The following is a 1,728-nucleotide window of genomic DNA, read 5'->3' as shown; positions in this document are numbered from 1 at the left end:
AATCATAAAGTAAATCATAAACATTCTGTATTACAAATGGGTTTAATAGGAGTAAGTAATAAAGGTTATCCTATACTAGCTATACCTAAGCAAAATAAGATTAAATTTGCTCTAACTAAAATAAAAGCTAATCCTCTTGCTAAGATTAAATGGGACAAGATAAAATGGGAAGGGATAGGAGGTAAAAACAATCAATCAGTAATTCAAACCCATCATATTGCTACTGATAAGAATAAAAGATTTACTAAAGAATTTCAAAAAATAACAAAAAAATATGGTTTGAAATTAGATGGAGATTGGAACAAAGTTAAAATGCCACATCGCGGAAGACATCCTAATGAATATCATGAATACATTCTTGAAAAAATGAGTAAAATTGATAAAATAGCAAGAGGAGATAAGAATAAATTCTTAAAAGAATTTGAAAAACTCAAAGAAGAAATAAAAAACAATCCTGCTTTACTTCATAAAGAATACTATAAGGAGAGAAAATAATGAGATATTATAAAATGATGTATAACTATAATCATAACGATGTGGATAATTGGATAAATTGTATTAATCCGGATATAAAAAACAATGACAAATATGCACTTTTAGAATCTAAACCTATCGCAAATTGGCAAACACCTAGTTTTGAAATAGACAAAGATGATGGTAAAACACTAACGGATTTAATATCTAATGTATACAATTGGCGTATAGTCTCTCCAAAATTTATAAATTTAATGCAAGATTTAATCAAAGATTGTGTTCAATATTTAGATGTAGAAATTAAAAATCAAGGAATAAATTATCGCGATTGTAAAATTTTACATGTAACAAAATCACTTGAAGCTTTAGATTATGAACATTCTACATATACATATATGGGTGATAACAATGAATATTTAAGCATCACCAAAGCTGTTTTAAAAAAGTCAAAACTTGATGGAAGTCATATATTTAGAATTAAAGATGATGAAATACCTGTTTTTGTATCAAGTGAATTTAAAAAAATAGTGAGAGAAAACAATTTATTAGGTTTTAGTTTTAGTGAAGTTATGGTATATGAAAATTAATAAACATGTAAAAATATTACAATCATAAATTTATTAGGTTTTATAAAACAAATACCATAACAAAGGATAAACAATAACAAGAGAACAAGCAGAACTAATTATAAAAGAAGAAAAGTTGATTGATACAACTTGGTATCCTTCTTATAAACATTTAGGGGAATATCATCTTACTATGTGGTTTGATTCTGATAATAATAAATATGAAACTTTCTATGTTGGAGAAAGGAGGAGTGTTAGTCTTAACTATTCTTTTGATAGTGAAAAAGAAGCTATTGATAAAATGTTGCAAGAAAATTATTAGCATAAATATTATGATATCAAGGACATTAAAGAATATCTAACAAAAGAAGTAGCACTAAGAATCATCAAAGAAGAAAATCTAGAAGTGATTTGGTATGATGAAACACCTAAACCAATATGAGCAGGTATTAAACACGATAAACAAAGAGATAAATATATTTCTTTTATCACTAATGCTAAAGCAGAAATTATAGAATGGAAAAGTATTGAATTTGATGGGGATAGATACAGTGAAACTTTTAAAGAAATGCTTAACGATGAATTTCTAGCCCTTTATGCTCTTATCAATCGTGCCAGAATGATTAAACAAAATAAGATTAGCTTTATATAAATACTTTCCTTATGATTTAATATAAAAATTTTTAGT

The 1,728-nt window shown here is 25.9% G+C and carries 2 protein-coding genes and 1 pseudogene; all 3 read left to right on the top strand.

All coding sequences use genetic code 11. The annotated features are described in order from the left end of the window. On the top strand, nt 1-495 hold a 495-nt coding region (locus ACOTVC_RS08640; RefSeq protein ID WP_421628347.1), incomplete at its 5' end, for an AHH domain-containing protein. Next, nucleotides 495-1,061, top strand: a complete 567-nt coding sequence (locus ACOTVC_RS08635) for an imm11 family protein (RefSeq protein ID WP_039641562.1) — start codon at nt 495-497, stop codon at nt 1,059-1,061. The genes ACOTVC_RS08640 and ACOTVC_RS08635, both read left to right, overlap by 1 nt. A 73-nt stretch (nt 1,062-1,134) precedes the next feature. Continuing rightward, a pseudogene (locus tag ACOTVC_RS08630) lies at nt 1,135-1,692 on the top strand (hypothetical protein). Nucleotides 1,693-1,728: the final 36 nt, after the last annotated feature.

The sequence above is a fragment of the Campylobacter sp. GB48 genome, assembly GCF_049221845.1.
Lineage (GTDB): Bacteria > Campylobacterota > Campylobacteria > Campylobacterales > Campylobacteraceae > Campylobacter_D > Campylobacter_D lari_C.
The sequence above is the reverse complement of the archived record's forward strand: the minus strand, read 5'-3'. Positions and strand labels throughout refer to the sequence as shown.